The following is a 23,644-nucleotide window of genomic DNA, read 5'->3' on the forward strand; positions in this document are numbered from 1 at the left end:
ATGCGGCTCACCGTCCTGGTCGGCCCCGGCCTGGTGGCCGACGCGGCCCTGCTGGCGTCGTCGACGGCCGCCACCTGCGCCGAACTCGACGTCACCGGTCGGGTCGTCACCGCCGGCTCGGCCGACGAGATGCGCTCGCTGCTCGCCGCGACGGAGCAGCCGGTGGTGGCGCTGCCCGGCCCCACACCCGCGGCCCGTGCCCTGATCGGCGCGCAGCCGTCCGGCGTGGTCTGGTACGACCTCACCGTCGAGCCGCCGGTGCCCGGCGCGGTCCACCTGGCGGGGCGGGGACTGTGGGGCCTGGCCTGGGCGATCCGGCACGCCGTGCACCGCCTCCGCGCGCCGGCCGGCCGGATCGCCTACGGACCGGACCCGGACCAGTGGGGTGACCTGCGACTGCCGTCGGCCCTCGACACCGGCCCGGCGCCGGTCGCGGTGCTGCTGCACGGCGGGTTCTGGCGGTCGATCTGGGGCGCGGACCTGATGGACGCGCTCGCCGCCGACCTGACCCGGCGCGGCTACGCGTCCTGGAACCTGGAGTACCGGCGTCCGGACCGGCACGGCTGGGACGCGACCACACAGGACGTGGAGGCGGGCCTCGTCGCGCTGCGGGAGCTGGCCCGCGACCGGCCGCTGGACCTGGACCGCATCGTGGTGCTGGGACACTCGGCCGGTGGCCAGCTCGCGCTGCGCGCCGCGGCGGACCTGGCCGGGCGTACGAGCGGGCCGCGTGTCGCGCTCGCGGTGTCGCTGGCCGGGGTGCTCGACCTCACCGAGGGCGAGCGGCGTTACCTCGGCGACGGCGCGGTCGCCGCGGCCCTGGGCGGTTCACCGGCGACGGCTCCACGCCGGTACGCCGAGAGCGACCCGATGCGGCGGCTGCCGACCCGGGTGCCCACGCTGCTCGTGCAGGGCACGGAGGACAGCCTCGACCTCGTCGACGCCAACCGGCGCTACGCCGTGGCGGCGGCCGGCGCGGGAGACGACGTCCGCCACCTGGAACAGCCGGGGGACCATTTCGCCGTCATCGACCCGGCCTCGGTCATCTGGCAGGACACGATGACCGCCGTGGACGCCCGCCTCGGTCGCTGACGCCGGACGCGAAATCGCCCTCCGGGTTCACGTAGGTGAACACGGAGGGCGATTCGTGGTGCCCGGTGTGCGGGTCAGAACAGGCGGGGCGTGACGACCGAGACCACGGTCGTCACCGCGTCGGTGTCGTTGTAGAGCTGGTGCGGCACCGACGAGCGCAGGTGCACGCTGTCGCCCGGGAACAGCCGGTGCTCGACGCCCTCGACCTCGTAGAGCAGCTCGCCGGAGATGACGTAGGCGAACTCCTCACCCCGGTGGCCGTACGCGTTCTCCCGGCGCCCGCCCGGCGCGATGTGCACGAGCATCGGTTCGAGCACCAGGTCCGGCCCCCGGTCGGAGAGCATGCGGTAGGTCTGCTGCCCGGACACGTACTGCGTGGCGGCCGTCTCCGCCCTGGTCAGCGTGAAGTGCCGGGGGAGCGAGGAGACGGTGCTGTCCGGCGATGCGGTGCCGGCGTCGAAGAAGTCGGCCACCGACCGGTCGAGCGCCTTGGCGACGCTGCCGAGCGCGGTCAGGCCGATGGAGGAGATGCCGCGCTCGACCTGCGACAGGAAGCCGATGGACAGCCCGGAGCGGGAGGCGAGGCCCCGCAGCGTCAGCCCGCGCTCCTTGCGGTAGCGCCGGATCCGGCCGCCGACGACGCCAGCGGGCGTGTTCTCGTCCGCGGCGCCACCGGAGCCGGCCTGCTCCGACGGCGGCTGACTGTTCATGGGCCGCACGGGGACCTCCTGTCGCGGTGGCGGGACGTCCGCCGGGATGTTCGATGGTATCGAACATCCCGGCGGATCCGCGAGGGGTGTCCACCCACGATTCGCAGCGGGACCGCAGGTGGAACCCCTCGTGCGACGCCGCTGCGCGTCAGCCGGCCCGGCGCAGCCGGCCGAGCATGCCGGCGAGGTCCTGGACGAACAGTTCATGGCGGAAGTAGTGCCCGCCTGGCACCTCCCGCCACTCGTGCGGGATGCCCGCCCGGCTGAGCGCTCCCCGGAACTCGCGCTGGCCCGCCAGCACCTGACCCTCGTTGACCGAGTCGAACCAGTTGACCGGGTCGGGTGACGTGCCGGCGGCCAGGAAGATCCGCTTGTTGCGGTAGCTCTCGATGCGCTCCATCGGGTTGTCCGCGCTGACCCGTGCCTCGTCCCACAGGGGCGCGCCGTAGACGGTGCCGCCGCCGAGGTCGAGCGCGGCCGAGGTGACGTTCGCCCAGTGGACGACCAGGCCGAAGTCGCGGCGCAGACTGGCCGGCCCGGAGTGGGCGCTGACCGAGCAGAAATGGCCGTAGTACTTCGCCGTGTACTTGAGTGCCCCGAAGCCGCCCATCGAGAAGCCGGCCACGGCGCGGCCGTTGTACTCGGGGAACGTGCGGAAGTTGGCCTCGATCCAGGGGAGCAACTGGGCGATGTGGAACGTCTCCCAGTCGCGCGGTCCGACGTTGGTGCTGACCGGGTTGCTGTACCAGCCGGTGGAGGCATCCGGCATGACGACGATGATCTCCCGGCCGGCGGTGAGGTTGATGATGTTGTCCTGGAGGTGGAACGTGCGGAAGTCCGCGTTGCCGCCGTGCAGCAGGTACAGCACCGGATACCGCTTGCCGCTGGTGTGATAGCCGTCGGGCAGCAGCACGTTCACCGCCGGATCCCACTCGATCGCGTCGGTGGCGAAGCGGTAGTACTGCAACCGGCCGCCGTTCTCGTTGCGGGCGACGATGCGCAGGCCGTACCCGTTGACGGCGGCACCGGCCGCGGACGGCGCGGTGAAGGCGCCGGCGAGGGCGCCGGTCGCCGCGACCGCGGCGGCGCCGGTGAGCAGCCGCCGGCGGCTCACCGTGGGGGAGACGTTCCGGTCGTGCGACATGGGGGTTCCTCCTGGGGGTCAGAGTGTGGTTTCGCCGGTGAGGCCGAAGTAGTCGTGCCATTTGGTGCTGGGGGCGAATGTGGTGCCGGTGGACAGGGCGACGTAGACGTCGTTGGTGGTGTTCTTGGTGAAGACGATGAGGTCGTCTTTGCCGTCGCCGTTGGCGTCGGCGAGGTAGGGGAATTCGCCGGGTAGGCAGAAGAAGTCGTGCCATTTGATCGTGGTGCCGGCGAAGGCGGTGCCGGTGGAGGTGGCGGCGTAGACGTCGGCGTCGGTGTTGCAGGTGAAGGTGACGATGTCGTCGCGGCCGTCGCCGTTGATGTCGCCGACGCGGGGTTGTTCGGTGCCGACGGCGAACAGGTCGTGCCATTTCTGTGGTGCCCCGAACGAGGTGCCGGTGGACAGGGCGACGATGACGTCGGCTGCGGTGGCGGGGCCTTGGGTGAAGGTGATGATGTCGTCGCGTCCGTCGCCGTTGACGTCGCCCAGGGCGGGGAACTCCCCGGCGATGGAGAAGTAGTCGTGCCATTTGATCGCGGTGCCGGTGAAGGATGTGCCGGTGGATAGGGCGACGTAGACGTCGGCTGTCGCGTCGTGGGTGAAGGTGACGATGTCGTCCCTGCCGTCGCCGTTGACGTCGCCGACGGCGGGGACCTCGGTGCCGGGGGCGAACCAGTCGTGCCATTTCGCCGACGCCGCGAACGACGTGCCCGTGGACAGGGCGACGTGGACGTCGGCGGTGGTGCCGTGGGTGAACACGATCGCGTCGTCTCGTCCGTCGCCGTTGACGTCCCCGGTCAGCGGTGTCTCCCCGGACAGGGCGAACCAGTCGTGCCACTTCACCGACGTCCCCGCGAACGACGAACCCGTCGACGTCGCCACATACGCGTCAGCCGCCGCACCGTGGGTGAACGCCACCACGTCATCCCGACCGTCACCATCGAAATCCGTCGGCGAACCACCGAGATAGCGGGGTGTGGGCGGCGGCGGTGGCGTGCCGCAGTTGTCGCTGACCAGGAACCTCTGGTTGTACTGGCCGGGATACGGCGCGAGCGAGACGCCGTTGATCGAGATGACCTGGCCGACGCCGTTGTAGAGCTGCTCGTAGTGCACGTGCGCGCCGGAGGAGTTGCCGGTGCTGCCGGTGATCCCGATCTGCTGCCCCTGCTGCACGTAGGCGCCGTCGGGCACCGAGTAGGCGCTGAGGTGGAAGTAGTAGGTGGTCCACCCGCCGCCGTGGTCGATGACGATGTAGTTGCCGGCGCCGCTGGGCTGCGAGTAGCGGCGGGCGACTCCGGCGGCGGACGCCACCTGGGGCGTACCGCCTGTGACACCGTCGGCGCGGACGAAGTCCAGCGCCTGCCGCACCTCGGCGCTGTGGTGGCTGTACGTCCACCGCTGCCCGCAGGGGAACGGTGCCTTGAAGGTGGGCGCGGCGAGTGCCGGTGACGGGGCGACCGTCACCGCGGTGAGGGTGGCCGCGGCCAGGGTGAGCAGCGCGACGAGGGCCCGCCGGGCGGGACGCGTCGGGAATCTGGGCATGCGGTGACTCCTCGTCGGAAGAGGGATGCACGGTCGGAGCGGCGCGTGGGCGCGTCGGGCCAGGGGCCGGTGTCGCCGATGGGCGGGCCCTGACAGTTCGCGTCGGAGAAGGGGCGGCTGGCGTCCCGATCGGCGGGACGGTGGCGCTGAGGAGAAGTGAAACCGCAGACTTCGGAGCCTGTCAATACCCGCCGGGGTGGTGAGTGCCGGCGGAAAACTTCCTTCAGCGTCGCTTCCGCCCGGCCTGGCTGCGCGGCGTGCGGGCCGACCCGCCGCGAAGATTCCTGCCCTGGAGGGAAAGCCGGGCGCAAAGTATTGACAACCGTGGAAGTCTCGAAGTTAACTCGCCAGCAATCGATTTCTCATGCTCCTACGGCCGCTCGGAAGGGACACCGATGAGGTTTCGCATCGGCCGTTGGGCCGGCGCCGCAGCAGCCGCGCTGCTGGCCGTTGCCGTGCCCGCGACCTCGTCCGCCGCCGCGCCGGCCGCCACGAGGGCGCCCGCTCCCGCTCTCGCCGTCGCCGACGACAAGGGCCCGATCGGCTGGGACGCCTACCGCCGGCTCGACCGCCTGCCGGAGCTGGCCGCCGGCACCCGTACCCACCAGTTCTCCAGCTTCGGCCGCGACGGCTCCAACGACGACGGCTTCGTCGGCACCTGGTCGTGTCTGCGTCAGAGCGGGGGATGTGTGATCGCCGAGGCACGCGGCCCGGGCGAGGTGCAGTCGATCTGGTTCACCCGCGACGACGGAAACGTCCGCGCCACCGGCTGGATCCGCGTCGAACTCGACGGCGTCGTGGTCGTCCAGGCCGACCTCCAGGATCTGGTGGACGGGCGGCTCGGCAGCCCGTTCGTCGCGCCGCTCGTGAGCAACGCCGACCAGACGTCCGGCGGCGTCACCGTCAAGGTGCCGATGCCCTACCGGGAGTCCATGCGGATCACCACCCAGAACAACCCGCTGTTCCACCACGTCACCTACCGGACCTTCGCCGACGCGGCAGGGGTGCCCCGGTTCGATCCGGCCGACCCGGCCACCGATGTGGTCACGCTGCTGCGCGCCGCCGGCACCCGCGACCCGAAGCCCGCCCAGGCCGGCGCCTCCACCACGCGCGCCACCGTCACCGCCCCGGCGCAGGGGCAGGTGTCACTGGCCGCCCTGACCGGGCCACGCGCGATCACCGCGCTGCGGCTGCGCGTACCGGACGCCGCAGCCGGGGCGCCGACGCTCGCCGGGCTGCGGCTGCGGATGACGTTCGACGGGCGTACCACAGTGGACAGCCCGATCGGGGAGTTCTTCGGCGCCGGGCTGGGCGAGCGCACCGTCCGGTCGCTGATGTTCGCGATGGACTCCGCGCCCGGGGGCTGGTACAGCGCGTGGTGGCCGATGCCGTTCCGCACCGCCGCCGCACTGACGCTCGTCAACACGACAGGCGCCACAGTAGGCGGCGTCGAGGTCGAGGTGACGTCGGCGCCCGGCACCGAGTGGACGTCCCGGCTCGCCGCCGACGGCAACGCCGGCTACTTCACCACCCAGTCACGCCGCGCCGAGACGGTCGGCGGCACCGACTGGATCATCGCCGACCAGTCCGGGCGGGGCCGGTTCGTGGGCGTCTCGCAGACCATGCGCGGCCACATCATCGGCGGCAACACCCGCAACTACCTGGAGGGCGACGAGCGGGTGTACGTCGACGGCTCGCCCACGCCGCAGATCTACGGCACCGGCACCGAGGACTTCTACGAGTCGGGCTGGTACTTCAACCGCGGCGAGTACAGCGGCGCCTTCACCGGCAACACCGCCCACCTGGTCCGCGGCGGCGGATGCGCCGACGAGTGCGACGCCGCCTACCGGCTCATGATCGGCGACGCGGTGGCGTACGGCACCGCGCTGCGCTTCGGCATCGAGCACGGACCGGCCAACGACATGCCCGCCGAGTACGCCTCGACCGCGTTCCTCTACACCCAGCGCACCGTCACCACCCGCCGGACCGACACCGTCGTCACCGGCGACGCCGCCAGCCGCGCCGCGCACGCGTACACCGACTCCGGGGCGACCCAGACCGCGCTCAGCTCCGCCTTCGAGGGCGACGACGACAACGTCCCGCAGACCGGCCAGGTCCGCGCCACCACCGCACCGGTCCGCTTCCGGCTGGCGATCGACCCGGCCAACCAGGGGGTACGGCTGCGCCGCCACGGCGACCAGGCCGGCGGCTACCAGCAGGCGGCCGTGTCGGTGGACGGCACGCCGGCCGGGGTGTGGCTGCAGCCGCTGGGCAACGACAGACAGCGCTGGCTGGCCGACGAGTTCGTGCTGCCCGCGGCGCTGACGGCGGGCCGGTCGGCGGTCACCGTCCAGCTCACCCCGGCTACCGGCGCGCCGGCCTGGACCGCCGCCCGGTACCTGGCCGACAGCATGGTGGCGCCGTTCACCGACACCGTCGCCCCGGCCCCGGTCGCCGGTCTCGCCCTGACCGGCGGGCGCATGCACGCGCTGGGCCTGACCTGGTCCCCCTCCGCCGACGACGTCGGCGTGGTCTCCTACCGCGTCTACGCCTCCCGGAACCCGGGGGTGGCGATCACCGCCGCCAACCTGGTCGGCACGACCCGTGCCACCACGTTCCGGCACGGTCCGCTGCCCGCCGCGCAGACCCGCCACTACCGGGTCGTGGCTGTCGACGGGTCGGGCAACGCCGCCGCGCCCTCGGCGGAGGTGTCGGCCACCACCCGTACCCGCAACACCAGCGACGCCGACGGCGACCGCCGCGACGACGCCGTCGACTTCACCCGAGGCGCCGCCGCCGACGTGTTCACCTCGCTCTCCGACGGCACCCGGTTCGTGCCGGACAGCCGGCCCTGGAACGACTTCTTCGCCGTCGGCGCGGAGGTGCCGCTCACCGGCGACGTCAACGGCGACGGCCGCGCCGACGTCATCACGTTCACCCGCGGCGACAGCGCCGACGTCTACGTCGGGCTCTCCACCGGCGCCGGATACTCCGCCGGGGTCAAGTGGCACGACTTCTTCGCCGTCGGCGCCGAGATCCCGGCGGTCGGCGACGTCAACGGCGACGGCCGCGCCGACATCATCACGTTCACCCGCGGCGCCGCCGCCGACGTCTACGTGGCGCTCTCCACCGGCTCCGGCTTCGGACCCGGCGTCAAGTGGCACGACCACTTCGCGCTCGGCGACGAGTTCCCGGCCGTGGGCGACGTGGACGGTGACGGGCGGGACGACGTCGTGACGTTCACCAGGGGCACGACCGGCGACGTGTTCGTGTCGCTGTCCGACGGCACCCGCTTCGTCGAGGACGGCTGGAAGTGGCACGACAGCTTCGCCGTCGGCGACGAGCTGCCGGCGGTGGGCGACGTGGACGGTGACGGGCGGGACGACGTCGTGACGTTCACCAGGGGCACGACCGGCGACGTGTTCGTGTCGCTGTCCGACGGCGGCCGCTTCGTGCAGAACTCCTGGAAGTGGCACGACCACTTCGCGTTCGGCGACGAACTGCCCGGGGTGGGGGACTTCAACGGCGACGGGCGGGCCGACGTGGTCACGTTCACCAGGGGCCTGACCGCCGACGTGTTCGTCTCGCTCTCCACCGGCGGAGGATTCGGGCCACCGGGAAACCGCTGGCACGACCAGTTCGCACCCGGCGCCGACCTGCCCCGTCCGAGCGTGTCGTGATGCGCGCCCGGTGTGTCCTCGCGGCGCTCCTGCTCGGGGCCGCCCTGGTGGCGGTGCCGGCCGGACCGGCAGCGGCCGACGACCCGGTCCGGTTCGAGGCCGAGTCGCTCGCCGTCGTCTCCGCCACCGCGCCGGTCGGCGCGCAGGCCGACTGCTGCGGGGTGAGCTGGTCCGGTGGACGGCAACTGTGGTTCCGGGGTGCCCGCGCCGGTGACACGGTGACGCTCACGCTGCCCTCGGTACCGGCCGGGCAGTACGACATCGGCGCGGTGCTCACCCGGGCCGGCGACTACGGCACGCTGCGCTTCGCTGTCGACGGGGTGGCGGTCGGTCAACTCTTCGACGGGTACGCGGGCGGGGTGCAACGTACCGGCGCGGTGCCGCTGGGCTCGGCGTCCCTGTCGACAGGCACGCACCGCCTCACCGTCACGGTGACCGGCCGGTCCGCGTCCTCCACCGGCTTCTTCGCCGGGCTGGACACGGTGACGCTGCGCCGCGTCGGCCCGCTCGCGGCGGTCACCACGACGCCGTACGAGACGCTCGGCGAGACGCCGGCGCGGGGCGCGTCCACGCGCGTCTACGACCCCGGCGCCGGGGAGTCGACGACCTGGTACTACAACGACCACACGCTGGTACGACACGAGCAGACCGGCGTGTGGCACCTGTTCGGCATCACCCACGCCGAACCCGGCGCGCCGCAGGACGAGAAGGTCTTCGGGCACGCCACCGCGCCCACCCCGACCGGCCCGTGGACGAAACGGCCGGTGGCGCTGGCCGCCGACCCCGGAGCCGGGGAGCAGTGGATCTGGGCCCCGCACGTCGTCCAGCACAACGGCGTCTACTACATGTTCTACGCGGCCGGGAACCCCGACTACGCCCGGTACCGCATGCACCTGGCCACCTCGACCGACCTGTTCACCTGGACCCGCAGCTCCGCCAACCCGCTGTTCACCGACGGGTGGGAGGGCCGCGACCCGATGGTGACCCGGGTCGGCGACCGCTGGGTCATGTACTACACGGCCACGTCGAGCCCGTCCGGCGGCAACCATGTCGTGGCCTACCGGACCAGCACCGACCTGCGTTCGTGGAGCGGCCGCGCGATCGCGTACACCTCGCCGTACACCGGCCGGGCGGGCGGGCAGACGGAGTCGCCGTTCGTGGTGCGCCGGGGGGAGTGGTGGTACCTGTTCGTCTGCTGCGACGGCACCGACTACGGCGCCGCGTACCGGCGGACGGCCGTCTACCGCAGCCGCGACCCCCTGCGCTTCGACGGCGCGGAGAAGGTGACGGTGCTGGACGCGCACGCCGCCGAGGTCGTGGTGGACGGCTCCAACTGGTACCTGACCCACGCCGGCTGGGGTCAGGGCGGGCTCTGGCTGGCGCCGTTGACCTGGTCGACCGGTGTGGTGGCCCGGGGCTGGACGGTGACCACCGGATTCCTGCGCGCCGACGTGCGCACCTGGCCGAACGCCCGGATCGCCGAGCTGGCGGTGGACCCGGCCGGCGCCGGCAACCACCGTCCCGCGCTCGACTCGTCGCACCGGGGCACCGGCCCGTACCTCGCCGTCGGCCGGTTCGACGTGACCGACCGGGCCGGGGCGCCGGCCCGGGTCGACGTGTCGGCCGACGGCTCCCGGATCAACCTGGTCGGCATCCCGTTCGGCGACGAGCCGGTCACCGCCGACTGGCTGCTCACCGTGACGCCCCGGTGGACCGGTCCCGGGTTGCAGAGCGACGTCACCTGGTCGGTGAACGGGTGGCCGACCGCCGCGGTGTGGGAGGTGGCGTTCAACATCGACGGCGCGTCGCCGCTGGTCGGCGACCCGGCGGCGGAGGCGCGGCCGACAGGTGACGTCACCGGCATGCCCCGCTGGACGATGAGCACCGGCGACGGGCTCTCGGTGGTCGCGGCGCACCGGTGGGGGTCGGCCTGGCGCGGGGACAACACCTGGTACGACGCCGGCCACGCGATGGCGGCCTGGCAGCCGCTGTGGCGCTCCGGCGGCCTGTCCTGGGCGCCCGGCCAGTACGCGGGCGGCACCTGGCGCCTGACCGCGAGCGGGGTCCGGCGGGACGTGCCGTCCGCCGACGCCGCGCACGCCGCGATCAACGCGATCCCATGACCGGCGTGGACAACCGCGACGCGCCCGGCCCGAGCGGCCGGGTGGTGGTCGCGGCGACCGGTGTGGCCAAGCGGTTCGGCGGCGTGACGGCGCTCGACGGCGTCGACTTCGACGTACGGGCGGGCGAGGTGCACGCGCTGCTGGGCGAGAACGGCGCGGGCAAGTCCACTCTGATCAACGTCCTGTCCGGCGTGATCACCGACTACGACGGCGAGGTCACGGTCGACGGGACGCCGGTACGGTTCACCGGCCCGGCCGCCGCCCAGGCCGCCGGGATCGCGACCATCCACCAGGAACTCGACCTGGTGCCCGCCCTGTCGGTGGCCGACAACCTCGTGCTCGGGCGGGAGCCCCGGACCCGGCTGCGCACAGTCGACCGGCGGGCCGCGGCCCGTACCGCGCGCGAGCACCTGGACCGGCTCGGCGCCGACATCGACCCGCGCCGCCCGGTGGGCTCGCTGCGCGTCGGCGAGCAGCAGCTCGTCGAGATCGCCAAGGCGCTCGCCCTGGACGCCCGCGTCCTCGTCATGGACGAGCCGACGGCCGCCCTCGCCGACGGGGAGGTGCGGCGGCTGTTCACCACCATCGGCGGCCTGCGCCGCCGGGGCGTCGGTGTCGTCTACATCTCCCACCGGATGGAGGAGATCGAGGTCGTCGCGGACCGCGCGACGGTGCTGCGCAACGGTTCCGTCGCCGGTGTCGTACCGGCCGGCCGGATGGACCGGCGGCGGATCGTGGCGATGATGGTCGGCGGCCGGGCCGCGTCACTGTTCGAGCCCGCTCCGACGGACGTGGCCGGCGCTCCCGGCCCGCCGCCCGGATCGGCCGGCGACGACCCGGTGCTGCACGTCACCGACCTGGCGGTGCGGCCCCGGGCGCCCCGGCCCGGCCGCTGCGAGCCGGACGGCATCAGCCTGACCGTGCGGGCCGGGGAGATCGTCGGCCTGGCCGGGCTGATGGGCGCCGGACGCACCGAACTGCTGGAGACCCTGTTCGGCGCCGGGCCCGCCGGTCGCCGCACCGGCACGGTCCTGCTGGCCGGCCGCCCGTACGCGCCGCGCCGGCCCCGCGCGGCGCTGCGTGCCGGCGTCGGCTTCGTCCCCGAGGACCGGCGCCGCTCCGCGCTCGTCCTGGAACACCCGGTCGGCCGGAGCATCGTGCTGGCCGCCCTGTCCAGGCTGACCTCGGCCGGGTTCGTCAGCCGCGGCCGGGAACGGGCGGCCGTCGCGCGGTCGGTCACCGACCTGGCGATCAAGACGGCGTCGGCGGCCACGCCGGTCGGCGCGCTCTCCGGCGGCAACCAGCAGAAGGTCGTCTTCGCCCGCCACCTCCTCACCGAGCCGCGGCTGCTCCTGCTGGACGAGCCGACCCGCGGCGTCGACATCGGGGCGAAGGCGGAGATCTACCGGCTGCTGCGCCGGCTCGCCGGCGACGGCATGGGCATCCTGCTCGCCTCCTCGGAACTGCCCGAGCTGCTCGGCGTCTGTGACCGGGTGGTGGTGCTGCGCCGCGGCCGGGCCGTGGCCGACCTCGCCACCGGCGGCTGCACCGCCGAGGACATCCTCGCGGCGGCGATGGGCGGCCCGGCCGCCGGAAGGGACGACCGATGACCGACACCCGCGTGCCGCCGCCCGAGCCGGCAGTGACCGGGCCGGCCGCCGGTACGGCCGGACTGCGCGGCGCGACAGCCCACTGGCTGCGCCGGCCGCGCAGCCGCCGGGAACTCGCCGACCGGCTCTTCGCGGTGCAGAGTCTCTTCGCGCTGCTCGTGGTCTTCGTCGTGGCGGTCCTCGCCTCCCCGCGCCGCGACGGCGAGATCCTCTTCCTCACCGCCGGCAACCTGGGGAACATCGTCCGCGCGGTGTCGGAGATCGGCATCATCGCGATCGGGATGACGTTCGTCGTCCTGCTGGGCGGCATCGACCTGTCGGTCGGGGCGATCCTCGGTCTGTCGGCGGTCGGCACCGCGACGCTCATGGTCGACTCCGGGCTCGGCATCCTGCCCGCCGTCGCCGCGGTGCTCGCGATCGGCGCGCTGTTCGGCGCGCTCCAGGGGTACGCCGTGGCCCGCCTCGGCATCCAGTCGTTCATCGTGACACTGGCCGGTCTCCAGGTCGCCCGAGGCATCGCCCGGATATGGTCCGGCGGCCTCGGCATCCCGATCGCCTACGGCGACGGACCCCAGGAGGCGCCGCCCGCCTTCGAACTGCTGAACGGCTCGATAAACGGCGTGCTCCCGGTGCCGGCGGTGCTGTTCGTCCTGATCGGGGTGGCCGCTGTCGTGGTGCTGCGGACGACGGCGTTCGCCCGGCACGTCTACGCGATCGGCGGCAACGAGAAGGCGGCCCGGCTCTCCGGCGTGCCGGTGACGCGGGTCAAGGTCGCCGTGTTCGCCGTCGCCGGCCTCCTGGCGGCGGTGGCCGGCGTGGTCCACGCGGGACAGCTCAACCAGGGCAGCCCGAACGACGGCGCCGGATACGAGCTGGACGCGATCGCCGCCGTCGTCATCGGCGGCACCAGCCTGGCCGGTGGCTCCGGCTCGATGGGCGGCACCCTGGCCGGCGCGCTGCTGCTCGGCATCCTCAACAACATCCTCGCGCTCAACAACATCGACGCCAACGTCCAGCTGCTGATCAAGGGACTGGTGATCGTGCTCGCGGCGGCGTTGCAGAAGCTGCGCCGCGGCCTCGCCTGACCGAACCGACTCCGAGGAGCCACCGATGGACAAGCGAACCACACTGCTCGCGCTGCTGGTCGCCGGCGCGCTGGCGGCGACGGGGTGCAGCGTCGAGAAGCCGTCCGACGACGCCGGGCAGGCCCGTGCCTGCGGCGCCGGCAAGGACTTCCTGATCGGCATGTCCCAGGCCAACAACGCCGAGCCGTACCGGCAGGTGATGAACAACGACGTGCAGACGGCGGCGAAGTCGGTGCCCGGCTTCCGCGTCGTGGTCTCCGACGCCGCGCAGGACAACAGCAAGCAGGTCGCCGACGTGGAGAACTTCCTCACCCAGAAGATCGACCTGCTGATCGTCTCGCCGAACGAGGCCAAGCCGCTGACCGCCGTGGTGAAGAAGGCGTACGACCAGGGCGTGCCGGTGATCGTGCTGGACCGCAAGGTCGAGGGGGAGGCGTACACCGCGTTCATCGGCGGCGACAACGTGGCGATCGGCAAGGCGGCCGGCGAGTTCTACGCCACGACGCTGCTGCCCGGCGGCGGCAAGGTGATCGAGATCGCCGGGCTGCCCGGCTCGACCCCCGCCGCCGAACGCGCGCAGGGCTTCCGCGAGGGCATCGCCGTCAACCCGAAGATCCAGATCGTCGCCTCCCAGCCCGGCGACTGGCTGCGGGAGAAGGGACAGTCGGTGGCGGACGCACTGATCAAGGCCCACCCGGACGTGTCCGCGATCTACGCGCACAACGACCCGATGGCCGAGGGCGCCTACCTCGCCGCGAAGTCGGCGGGCAAGGCGCAGCGGATCAAGTTCACCGGCATCGACGCGCTGCCGGTGCCCTCCGGCGGGATCAAGGCCGTCGAGCAGGGCCGCCTGGCCGCCACGTTCCAGTACGCCACCGGCGGCCGGGAGGCGGTCGAGCTGGCCCGGAAGATCCTCGTCGACTGCGCCGAGGACGTCCCGCGTACCACCACGCTGGGCACCATGCGGATCACCGAGGAGAACGCCGCCGAGGCGTACGCGAAGCTCGGTGGCCTCTGAACGCGGCCGCGCCCTGTCCCGCCCACCGTCCGCCCGTCGAGGGAGCCGCCCCGTGACCCGCTACACAATGCCCGTGCCGGTCGAGCGCCCGGCCGCCCCGCCCCGCACCGTCTACACGGTGGCCAGCGGCGACCTGCGGTCGAGCGCCAACGTCACCTGCTGGCCCACCCAGCGGCAGCTCGAAGCCGACCTCGCCGCCGCCGTCACCGCGCTCGGCTGGCACGTCCGGCGCGGTCACGACGTCGACCCGCTCAAGGGACACGGCTTCATCGACAGCCAGCGCGCCGGGATCGAGGTCTTCCGGAGCATCCCGGCCGACGTGCCGCTCGTCGTGGTGGAGGCGGTCTGGCAGTACAGCCACCACGTGCTGGCCGGGCTGCGCGCCCACCGCGGGCCGATCCTGCTGGTGGCGAACTGGAGCGGGGAGTATCCGGGCCTGGTGGGCCTGCTCAACCTCGCCGGCAGCCTCACCAAGGCGGGCGTGCGGTACTCGACGCTGTGGAGCGAGGACTTCACCGACGAGTGGGCGCGCGACGGCCTGAAGAAGTGGCTGGAGACCGGCCGGGTGACGCACGACGAGAGCCACGTACGCCCGCTGCCCGAGCTGCGGCCGGACGAGGAGGTCGAACTCGGCGTGGCGCTGGCCCGGCAGCTCGTCTCCGAGCGGGCCGTCATCGGCGTCTTCGACGAGGGCTGCATGGGCATGTACAACGCCATCATCGACGACGAGCTGCTCAACCCGATCGGCGTCTTCAAGGAACGCCTGTCGCAGAGCGCACTGGTGGCGGAGATGGCGCGGGTGCCCGACACCGAGGCGCGGGCGGTGCTCGCCTGGCTGGAGGCGGCCGGGATGACGTTCCACACCGGCGCCGACGAGGCCACCGAGCTGACGCACGCCCAGCTGCTCAGCCAGTGCCGGATGTACGTCGCGGCGCTGCGCATCGCCGACGACTTCGGCCTGGACGCGGTCGGGATCCAGTACCAGCAGGGGCTCAAGGACACGGTGCCCGCCAGCGACCTGGCCGAGGGCCTGCTCAACAACGTCGATCGCCCCCCGGTGACCAGCCGGGACGGCTCCCGGGAGCTGTACCCGGGCGTCGCGCTGCCGCACTTCAACGAGGTGGACGAGGGCGTCGCGGTGGACTCGCTGGTCACCAACCGGATCTGGACCGCGATGGGCCTGGACCCGGCGACGACGCTGCACGACATCCGCTGGGGACAGCAGTACGGCGAGCACTTCGTCTGGGTCTTCGAGATCTCCGGTTCGGTGCCCGCGTCGCACAACGGGGGCTACGACAGGTCGTACAGCATGCGTCAGCCGCCGATGTACTTCCCGCTCGGCGGCGGCACGCTCAGCGGCGTGTCGAAGCCGGGGGAGATCGTCTGGTCGCGGGTGTTCGTGATGGACGGCGGCCTGCACGTCGACCTCGGGCGCGGCACGGTGGTGGAGCTGCCCGAGGCGGAGACCCGGCGGCGGCTGGACGCCACCACACCGCAGTGGCCGATCATGCACGCCGTGCTGCACGGCGTGGGCCGCGACCAGTTGATGGCCCGGCACAAGGCCAACCACGTCAACGTGGTCTACGCGCCCGACGCCGACACCGCCGACCGCGCGCTACGGGTCAAGGCCGCCCTCTTCGCCGAGCTGGGCGTACGGGTGCACCTGTGCGGGGAGGTCACGATCTGAGCGAGCCGGCGGCAGTGCCGCGTGACCGGGTTCGGCCCGCCGCGGGGCCCTGCCGGCCGGCCGACGGCGCCGAGCTCTCGCGTACCTGCAACTCGGTGTGGAGCACCACTGTCGAGGGCACCTTGGCCGGGTCGGCGATCCGCTCGACCAGCAGCGTCGCCGCGGTGCGCCCCAGGTCGTAGGTGGGCTGCGCGACGGTGCTCAACGAGGGCCGGACCAGGTGCGCCCACGGGATGTCGTCGAACCCGACGATGCCGAACGGGTCGGGCACGCCGATGCCGTTGTCCACGAGGCACTCGACGGCGCCCACCGTCATCAGGTTGTTCGCCGCGAACACCGCGTCCGGCGGCTCGGCGGTCTCCAGGAGGGAGGCCATCGCGCGGTAGCCGCCCTCCTCGCGGAAGTCCGCGTACCGGATCAGGTCCTCGGTGGCCGGGCGTCCGCTCGCCTTCAGCGCCCGCTGGTAACCCCGCAGCCGCTGCATCGCGGTGGAGATCCGGCGCGGGCCGGTGATGCAGGCGATCCGCCGGTAGCCGCTGCCCACCAGATGGGCGGTCGCCTGCTCGGCGCCGTGGGTGTTGTCCACCAGCACGGTGTCCACCTCGACGCCGCGTGGCTGCCTGTCGATCGCCACGACCGGGATGCGGGCCTGCACCAGGCGGCTGATCAGGGCCGGCCGCCCGGACGAGGAGATGATCACCCCGGCCATCCGCTCGGCCAGGGCCGCGGCGACGTAGCGAGCCTCCTTCTCCGGGTCCTCGTCGCCGTTGCAGAGCACGACCGAGAAGCCGGCCTCCTGCGCGACGTCCTCGACACCGCGCACCATCGAGGTGAAGAACGGGTTCCCGATGTCGGAGATGATGACCGCCCAGAGGCTGGTCCGGCTGCGGCGGAGGCTGCGCGCGACGGCGTTGGGGCGGTAGTCGAGGTCTTGCGCGGCCTGCCGTACCCGCGCGGCCATCTCCGGGTCGACCGAGGCACGCCCGTTGAGGACACGGGAGACGGTCGCCGGCGACACTCCCGCGCGACGCGCCACGTCGTAGATGGTCGTCATCGCGCTCCCGTCGTCGTCGCCCGGGCGCACCGGCCCGGCCCCCGTCGGATGGTGACGTACCGGAGGGGGACCGCCACCGCGGGAGATCGCTCGGAATCCTATACCCGCCCAGCAATCGATTTCCGGACGGGTGCGTCGCGCACGGCCGACGCTATTGACATCGATGATGGTGACTACGAGACTCGTCAGCAATCGATTTCTCGCCTGGTGCCGCTGGTCACCCCCACACCCCCGAGGAGCACGGTGAGACGAAACCTGCTGGCGATGCTTGTCGCGCTCTGCACCGTCACGGCGGCCGGTGCGCTCGGCGCGCCGGCCGCCGCCGTACCGATTGACACGCTCGCCTGCCCGTCCGTCCCGGCCACCCACGACCCCGCCGTCACCGTGATCGTCTACCGGGTGGCCCGGTCGTACAACGTCAACGACAAGGTCATGCTCTCCACCTTCGAGGCGGGCTGGGTCGAGTCCCACATGAACAACCTGCCCTGCGGCGACAAGTCCAGCCTGGGCGTGTTCCAGCAGCGCTGGGACTACGGCTGGGGCACGTCGGAGCAGATCATGGACCCGGTCTACGCCACCACGCAGTACGTCACGCGCGCGATCACCTGCGACCGCAACAACCCCGGCTTCACCCCGGGCCAGGTCGCTCAGTGCGTCCAGCGGTCGGGCTTCCCCGACCGGTACGACCAGGCGGCGGCGACCGCGCGGACGCTGCTCAACCAGGCGGCGCGAACCCACGGCATGGCCGGCGGCTCGTCGACGGACGTGAACGGTGACGGCCGCGACGACATCCTCACCTTCACCCAGAACGCCTCCGCCGACGTGTACGCGAGCACGTCGACCGGAACCGGCTTCGCCGGGACGTCGGTGAAGTGGAACGACTTCTTCTCCATCGGCGGGGAGACCGCGTCGACGGGCGACGTCAACGGTGACGGCCGCGACGACATCGTCACGTTCGCGCACGGCAACACCGGCGACGTGTACGTTGCGCTGTCGAACGGATCAGCGTTCACGTCGCCGGGCCGGTGGCACGACTGGTTCGCCCCCGGCGCGGAGATCGCCGCCGTCGGTGACGTCAACGGCGACGGCAGGGACGACATCGTCGCCTTCACCCACGACGCGACGGCGGACGTCTACGTGGCGTTGTCGACCGGTTCGTCGTTCGCGGGCACGGCGGTGAAGTGGCACGACTACTTCTCGATCGCCGGGGAGTTCCCCGCCCTGGGCGACGTCAACGGCGACGGACGCGACGACATCATCACCTTCACCCAAGGCCCCGCCTCGGCGGCCGACGTCATCGTCGCCCTGTCCACCGGCACCTCGTTCGGGGCACCACAGAAATGGCACGACCTGTTCGCCGTCGGCACCGAACAACCCCGCGTCGCAGACATCAACGGCGACGGCCGCGACGACATCGTCACCTTCACCTGCAACACCGACGCCGACGTCTACGCCGCCACCTCCACCGGCACCGCCTTCGCCGGCACCACGATCAAATGGCACGACTTCTTCTGCCTACCCGGCGAATTCCCCTACCTCGGCGACGCCAACGGCGACGGCAAACACGACCTCATCGTCTTCACCAAGAACACCACCAACGACGTCTACGTCGCCCTGTCCACCGGCACCACATTCGCCCCCAGCACCAAATGGCACGACTACTTCGGCCTCACCGGTGAGGTGACGCTGTGACACCAGGATGGGAGGCCCCCGTGGCCGGAACACGACGGAGACGGCGGCGCGCCGGCGTCGCCCTGCTGGCCGCGGCGCTCGCCGGCGGGATCGCGGTGCAGCCCGCGCCGGCGTCCGCGACGCCGCCGGGCCGGACCGCGCTGGACGCCGCGTTCGTGCGGGCGGCGCAGGAGTACGACGTACCCCGGGACGTCCTGGTCGCGGTCGGCTACGGCGAGTCCCGCCTCGACGCGCACGGCGGCAAGCCGAGCCAGGCGAACGGCTACGGGGTGATGCACCTGGTGAGCAACCCGGTCCAGCACAGCCTGGAACGGGCGGCGGAGTTGACCGGCGAGCCGGTCGGGCGACTGAAGACCGTCACGCCGGCGAACATCCGCGGCGGTGCGGCCGTGCTGCGCGATCTGGCCGACGCCGAGGGGCTGACCGCGCGGGACCGGGACCGGGTGACCGCCTGGTATCCGGTGGTGGCGCGGTACGGCGGCGCGGCCGACGACGCCACCGCACGCCTGTACGCGGACGGGATCTACGAGCTGGTGCAGCAGGGCATTGCCGGGGCGGTGCCGGTCCGGGCGCACCGGGTCGAGCCGGAGCGGGGCCGCTACGCCACTGTGGCCCCCGCCGGCACGGCGTCCCGTACCCTGGCCGCCGCCGTGCCCGAGTACCCGCCGGCGCGGTGGGTCGCCGCGAACGGTGCCAACTACGGCGTCGGGCGGTCCAGCCGGATCACCACTGTGATCCTCCACGTCACCCAGGGCTCGTACGCCGGGACCATCAGCTGGTTCCAGAACCCGTCGTCCGGCGTCAGCGCCCACTACGTGGTGAAGTCCAGCAACGGCGAGATCACCCAGATGGTCCGCGAGGGCGACACCGCCTACCACGCCCGGTCCGGCAACGCGTACGGCGTCGGCATCGAGCACGAGGGGTACGTCGACAACCCGGCCTGGTTCACCGACGCGATGTACCGATCGTCGGCCGCGCTGACCCGTTACCTGTGTGACAAGTACGGCATCCCGAAGAACCGCACCGGCATCAAGGGCCACAACGAGATCCCGGGCAACGACCACACCGACCCGGGGCCGAACTGGAACTGGAACTACTACCTCTTGCTGGTGAACCAGGGCGGAGGTGGATCGGCGGCGCGCTATCTCGGTGGTTCGCCGACGGATTTCGATGGTGACGGTCGGGATGACGTGGTGGCGTTCACCCACGGTGCGGCGGCTGACGCGTATGTGGCGACGTCGACGGGTTCGTCGTTCTCGGGGACGTCGGTGAAGTGGCACGACTGGTTCGCCCTGTCCGGGGAGACACCGCTGACCGGGGACGTCGACGGCGACGGACGAGACGACGCGATCGTGTTCACCCACGGCACCACCGCCGACGTCCACGTCGCCCTGTCCACGGGCACGTCGTTCGCGGCGTCGGCGAAATGGCACGACTGGTTCGCCCCCGGCGCGGAGGTCGCCGCCGTCGGTGACGTCAACGGCGACGGCAGGGACGACATCGTCGCCTTCACCCACGACGCGACAGCCGACGTCTACGTCGCCCTGTCCACCGGCACATCCTTCACCGGCACCGCGATCAAGTGGCACGACTACTTCTCCATCGCCGGGGAGTTCCCCGCCCTGGGCGACGTCAACGGCGACGGACGCGACGACATCATCACCTTCACCCAAGGCCCCGCCACCGCAGCCGACGTCATCGTCGCCCTGTCCACCGGCACCTCGTTCGGGGCACCACAGAAATGGCACGACCTGTTCGCCGTCGGCACCGAACAACCCCGCGTCGGCGACATCAACGGCGACGGCCGCGACGACATCGTCACCTTCACCTGCAACACCGACGCCGACGTCTACGCCGCCACCTCCACCGGAACATCCTTCGCCGGCACCACGATCAAATGGCACGACTTCTTCTGCCTACCCGGCGAATTCCCCTACCTCGCCGACGCCAACGGCGACGGCAAACACGACCTCATCGTCTTCACCAAGAACACCACCAACGACGTCTACGTCGCCCTGTCCACCGGCACCACATTCGCCCCCTCCACCAAATGGCACGACTACTTCGGCCTCACCGGCGAAACCACACTCTGACGGCCGACAGCGAGCGACGCCGGCCCCGATCCGGGGCCGGCGTCGTCAGCCGTTCACTTGATGGCGAGCGCGTTCGGCGGCGACCCGACGCCGCCGGGCAGGTTCAGCGGCTTGCAGGTCAGGAAGAACTCGTAGACGCCGTCGGCGGCGCAGTCGCGGGCCAGGTCGTCGAGTTTCCACAGTTCACCCATGGCCATCCCGAGCAGCGCGATGAGCGGCCGGTGCAGCATGCCACTGTGATCCACGCCGCGCGGCGGCGGGCGGTCGCCGGCCGTGCGGAAGTCCGACTCCAGCACCGGATCGGCCTCCACGGCCAGGTTGTCGGCCGCGACGAGCGCGATCTCGTGGTCCCACAACCAGCGCAGCACCGACTCGCGCTGGGCGAGCCCGGGCGACCGGTTGCGGGTGTTGAACTCGATGCGCTCCTCGACGTTCTTGGCGACGTAGTTCTCCGCCCAGCCGGTGCGCAGCAGGAGCATGTCGCCGCCCTGCCAAGTCACGCCCTGCGCCTCGGCGACGGCGTCGAGCACCGTCTCGTCGAGCGCGATGGTCTGCTCGCAGTCGTACGGGCGGCCCTCGCGGGCGAAGTGGCGGGGGACGTCCAGCAGCACGCCCCGGCCGGCGATCCCGGCCTGCGCCCAGTGGTGGATGCCGAGCGCTGTGGAGCCCTCGACGTTGTCCTCGGCGGAGAGCCCACCGTAGAAGCCGTGTGCCGGGTGCCCGATGTGGCGCAGCGAGTCCAGCTGGGAGGTGGACTGGAGGTAGAACGAGTCGATCCAGTCGTCGCGATGCAGCGGGTTGTTGGCGAAGACGTGGTGCTCGGTGGGACGCCGCGTGCCGGTCGGGTAGGGCTCGAAGGCGTTCATCGGATAGTCGAGGTTGAATCGCGTACCGCGGCGGACCAGGCGGGCGGCGGCGGCCACCCGCTGCGGCGTCAGCAGGTTGATGCTGCCGAGCTGGTCGCCCGGCCCGAAGACGTCCCAGGCGGCGCCGGGCACCGCGTGCGTCGAGAGTTCGTCGTAGGTAGGCACGGTGATTCCTCTCGGGCGGGCTCAACGGAAGGTCAGCGGATCGCCCCGGTAGGGCGCGAGCGCCTCGCGCTCGGCGCCGGTCAGCGGCCGGGGCCGGCGGTCGGCGCTCGGCGGTGAACTCCAGTCGCGCCGCAGCGGTCATGGTGAACGTCCCGGTCCCCAGGACGGCCAGCGCCGGCGGGCGGGCCCGGTCGAACGTGCCGGGCAGGTCGGGCAGCCCGAACGTGCGGATCCGGGCCTCCTCGACGTAGCGCAGCCAGGTGACGTTGTTGACGTGTCCGTAGTGATCGGTGTCCGCCCAGCGCAACTGCACCGCGGCGGTGAGGGGTGCCATCGTGGGCCTCAACCGGGGCGGCGGACCGAACGGCCCGCCTCCACCGCCGCGCGGGCCGCCGCCCCGAGCAGGCCGGCGTCGTTGCCGAGCAGGGTGAAGGTGTAGCCGGTCGCGACGGCCCGTCGGACCGACTCGGCCGTCGCCGCGCCGGCGTTGCCGATCGGTACGCCGGCCGCGAGGCAGTCCTCGACGGCGGCGGTGACGAGCGAGACGATCCGCGGATCGTCCTCGGTCGTGCCCTCGGACGTGGACAGGTCCGCGGCGCCGACGAGCAGCGCGTCGACACCGGGCACCGCGGCGATGGCGCCGGCGGACGACGCGGCGCGGGCGCTCTCGATCTGGGCGATGAGCACGACCTCCTCCTGGCCGTAGCGCAGGTACTCGGCACGGGCCGTCGCGCCCCACGCGCCGGCCCGGCTCGTACTGCCGACGCCGCGGGCGCCCAGCGGCGGGAACCGCACCGCCGAGACGGCGGCACGCGCCTGCTCGACGGTGTCCACGTGCGGCACCATGACGCCTTCGGCGCCCGCGTCGAGCACCCGCTGCACGACGCCCGGCTCCAGTGCCGGGATCCGGACGATCGACCCCAGCCCGAGCTGGTTCGCGGTACCGATCAGCTGGTACGCCGTCTGCATGTCGATCGGGGCGTGTTCGAGGTCGACGACCACGAAGTCGAACCCGGCGAGCGCGAGCAGTTCGACGCTCTCCGTCACCGGCAGCTTCACCCACGTACCGAGCGCCGGGCCGCCCGGACGGGCGAGCGCCGCCCGGAACCGGCTGCGTCTCGGGCCGGTCGCGCCGGTGCTCACGACGGCATCGGGTAGTCGTCGGCGTTGCGGACCCATCCGGGCTTGGCGGAGAAGTCCGCCCGCGGCGGCGAGAACATGTCGATCAGCTGCTGGTGGTCGCCGACGCCCTGGGTGGTGTGCACGGTCGGCGGCGGGATGACGCAGAGGGAGGGCACGCCGAGCCGTCCGTGCTCGTCCGGGCGCCAGCGGGTCGAGTCCGGCCCCCACGGATACCGGATGTGGTGCACGAACTCGCCCTTGACGCCGAAGGAGAGCTGCTCGAAGTCGTCGTGCGAGTGGGGGGAGAGCTTCAGCGGATCGCGGGGTGCGGGCTCCTCCGCCAGGAAATTGATCATCATGTTCGTGGTGCGGAAGATGCGCCCGAACCGGCCCGACTCGATCGGGTGCTCGGCGAGCGGATACACCCGAAGCCGGAACCCGCCGACCGGGTCGGGCCAGGCGGCCAGCGGCGCGCAGCGAGGGTCGGGCTCGCGGTAGGCGCTCGCGTTCGCGCACCCCTGGGCGAGGTCCGGCGCGACAGTGGAGAACACCCGGATTACCGGGCCGTCGGCGAGCGCCTCGACCACGCTGTCACCGGGCGGCACCACCACGAACGCCTCCTGCGCCACCTCGGCCGACTCGCCGCCCGCGCTCACCCGCACCGCCGCGCTGCCGGAGTACACGAGCACGGCGTACTCGTCCGGGTGCCCGGAGCGGGTGAACCGGTCGCCCGCCACGGCCTCGGTCCAGGACAGGACGAGGTGCTGGCCGCGTACCAGCCGGGTCCGGCTGCCGGCGGGGCTGACCACCGACGGCGCCGTGTCGTAGAGCGCGAGGTACTGAGCCGGCCGCACGGGTGTGGAGGGGTCGACCGATCGTGACGGAACCACGGTCGCGAGCTGTGACCGGATGTCGTCCTTGGCATACATCGTCATGTCATCCGTCCCTGCGAAGTGTCGGT

Annotated in this window: 16 protein-coding genes and 1 pseudogene; 9 read left to right on the forward strand and 8 right to left on the reverse strand. The window is 72.3% G+C overall.

The window, feature by feature from the left end; genetic code table 11:
• Positions 1-1,092 carry an alpha/beta hydrolase gene (locus M8C11_RS15810; protein WP_252450103.1) on the forward strand — a complete coding sequence of 364 codons (1,092 nt, stop codon included), beginning with the start codon at positions 1-3 and terminating at the stop codon, positions 1,090-1,092.
• 74 nt (positions 1,093-1,166) lie between these two features.
• Here the strand turns inward: M8C11_RS15810 and M8C11_RS15815 are convergent, their stop codons facing one another.
• From M8C11_RS15815 to M8C11_RS15825, 3 genes are all read right to left on the reverse strand, one after another.
• Positions 1,167-1,802, reverse strand: coding sequence for a helix-turn-helix domain-containing protein (locus M8C11_RS15815; RefSeq protein WP_233585729.1), 636 nt, complete (start codon positions 1,800-1,802; stop codon positions 1,167-1,169).
• Between the two features lie 148 nt (positions 1,803-1,950).
• Complete coding sequence (locus M8C11_RS15820) at positions 1,951-2,946, reverse strand: alpha/beta hydrolase family protein (protein WP_252450104.1); 996 nt, start codon at positions 2,944-2,946, stop codon at positions 1,951-1,953.
• Positions 2,947-2,964: 18 nt separating this feature from the next.
• The gene (locus M8C11_RS15825) at positions 2,965-4,488 is read right to left on the reverse strand and encodes a VCBS repeat domain-containing M23 family metallopeptidase (RefSeq protein ID WP_252450105.1); all 1,524 of its coding nucleotides are present in this window, start codon (positions 4,486-4,488) and stop codon (positions 2,965-2,967) included.
• 395 nt (positions 4,489-4,883) lie between these two features.
• Between M8C11_RS15825 and M8C11_RS15830 the strand changes: the two genes are divergently transcribed.
• The 6 genes from M8C11_RS15830 to M8C11_RS15855 are packed head-to-tail and all read left to right on the forward strand — an operon-like array spanning position 4,884 to position 15,691.
• Positions 4,884-8,168: a DUF2961 domain-containing protein gene (locus M8C11_RS15830; protein WP_252450106.1), complete on the forward strand. Its 3,285-nt coding sequence runs from the start codon at positions 4,884-4,886 to the stop codon at positions 8,166-8,168.
• Positions 8,168-10,291, forward strand: a complete 2,124-nt coding sequence (locus M8C11_RS15835) for a family 43 glycosylhydrolase (protein WP_252450107.1) — start codon at positions 8,168-8,170, stop codon at positions 10,289-10,291. The genes M8C11_RS15830 and M8C11_RS15835 overlap by 1 nt, the downstream gene beginning before the upstream one ends.
• A complete protein-coding gene (locus tag M8C11_RS15840) occupies positions 10,288-11,901 on the forward strand; it encodes a sugar ABC transporter ATP-binding protein (RefSeq protein WP_252450108.1) in 1,614 nt (537 codons plus the stop codon). The genes M8C11_RS15835 and M8C11_RS15840 overlap by 4 nt, the downstream gene beginning before the upstream one ends.
• The gene (locus M8C11_RS15845; RefSeq protein ID WP_216928025.1) at positions 11,898-12,986 is read left to right on the forward strand and encodes an ABC transporter permease; all 1,089 of its coding nucleotides are present in this window, start codon (positions 11,898-11,900) and stop codon (positions 12,984-12,986) included. The genes M8C11_RS15840 and M8C11_RS15845 overlap by 4 nt, the downstream gene beginning before the upstream one ends.
• Before the next feature lie 25 nt (positions 12,987-13,011).
• Positions 13,012-14,004, forward strand: coding sequence for a substrate-binding domain-containing protein (locus tag M8C11_RS15850; protein ID WP_252450109.1), 993 nt, complete (start codon positions 13,012-13,014; stop codon positions 14,002-14,004).
• A 52-nt stretch (positions 14,005-14,056) separates the two neighbouring features.
• Positions 14,057-15,691: a fucose isomerase gene (locus tag M8C11_RS15855; RefSeq protein WP_120570810.1), complete on the forward strand. Its 1,635-nt coding sequence runs from the start codon at positions 14,057-14,059 to the stop codon at positions 15,689-15,691.
• Here the strand turns inward: M8C11_RS15855 and M8C11_RS15860 are convergent.
• Positions 15,681-16,745, reverse strand: a complete 1,065-nt coding sequence (locus M8C11_RS15860) for a LacI family DNA-binding transcriptional regulator (RefSeq protein ID WP_252450110.1) — start codon at positions 16,743-16,745, stop codon at positions 15,681-15,683. The two genes, M8C11_RS15855 and M8C11_RS15860, sit on opposite strands and share 11 nt — an antisense overlap.
• Before the next feature lie 243 nt (positions 16,746-16,988).
• Between M8C11_RS15860 and M8C11_RS15865 the strand changes: the two genes are divergently transcribed.
• Positions 16,989-18,437: a VCBS repeat-containing protein gene (locus M8C11_RS15865; RefSeq protein WP_252450111.1), complete on the forward strand. Its 1,449-nt coding sequence runs from the start codon at positions 16,989-16,991 to the stop codon at positions 18,435-18,437.
• A gap of 20 nt (positions 18,438-18,457) precedes the next feature.
• Positions 18,458-20,530 (forward strand): N-acetylmuramoyl-L-alanine amidase, encoded by a 2,073-nt coding sequence (locus tag M8C11_RS15870; RefSeq protein ID WP_252450112.1) that lies wholly within the window; start codon positions 18,458-18,460, stop codon positions 20,528-20,530.
• Positions 20,531-20,583: 53 nt separating this feature from the next.
• On the opposite strand, the gene M8C11_RS15875 is transcribed toward M8C11_RS15870, so the two are convergent.
• The 4 genes and pseudogenes from M8C11_RS15875 to M8C11_RS15885 form a co-directional block, all read right to left on the reverse strand.
• Positions 20,584-21,561: a cyclase family protein gene (locus M8C11_RS15875; RefSeq protein ID WP_252450113.1), complete on the reverse strand. Its 978-nt coding sequence runs from the start codon at positions 21,559-21,561 to the stop codon at positions 20,584-20,586.
• Between the two features lie 136 nt (positions 21,562-21,697).
• Positions 21,698-21,895 (reverse strand): annotated as a pseudogene (locus M8C11_RS30720) (thioesterase family protein); the annotation flags it as partial.
• A gap of 8 nt (positions 21,896-21,903) precedes the next feature.
• Complete coding sequence (locus M8C11_RS15880; RefSeq protein WP_252450114.1) at positions 21,904-22,704, reverse strand: HpcH/HpaI aldolase/citrate lyase family protein; 801 nt, start codon at positions 22,702-22,704, stop codon at positions 21,904-21,906.
• The gene (locus tag M8C11_RS15885) at positions 22,701-23,618 is read right to left on the reverse strand and encodes a hypothetical protein (RefSeq protein WP_252450115.1); all 918 of its coding nucleotides are present in this window, start codon (positions 23,616-23,618) and stop codon (positions 22,701-22,703) included. The genes M8C11_RS15880 and M8C11_RS15885 overlap by 4 nt, the downstream gene beginning before the upstream one ends.
• Positions 23,619-23,644 lie beyond the last annotated feature (26 nt).

Origin of the sequence: Micromonospora sp. CPM1 (assembly GCF_023896895.1) — a bacterium.
Taxonomy (GTDB): Bacteria; Actinomycetota; Actinomycetes; order Mycobacteriales; family Micromonosporaceae; genus Micromonospora; species Micromonospora tulbaghiae.